Raw genomic sequence first — 371 nt, forward strand, 5'->3', positions numbered from 1 at the left:
TTACTCACGTGTTACTCACCCGTTCGCCACTAATCCACCAGCAAGCTGGCATCATCGTTCGACTTGCATGTGTTAAGCACGCCGCCAGCGTTCATCCTGAGCCAGGATCAAACTCTCCGTTGAAGTAAAACAAAAACAGACACAACCAACACCCCCGGGAAAACGGGACGCGCCAGCTGCACAAAATTTGAAACCAGCTGTAAAAACCAGACCACACCACGGGGTGGCGCAACCTGGCCAATCCAACCAATTCAATACAATAAATTGGTATCAACAAACTTGGCACACTATTGAGTTCTCAAACAACAGACACACCCGGCACCACCACAACCACACGGTCACAGATCGCTCCGGAGCAACTTCCCAAACTT

The 371-nt window shown here is 50.1% G+C and carries 1 rRNA gene; it reads right to left on the minus strand.

Going from position 1 to position 371, the window contains the following annotated elements:
- Positions 1-123, minus strand: a 16S ribosomal RNA gene (locus tag AC1DCZ_RS19385); the annotation flags it as partial.
- Positions 124-371: the final 248 nt, after the last annotated feature.

The sequence above is a fragment of the Arthrobacter sp. 10N418 genome, from assembly GCF_056394725.1.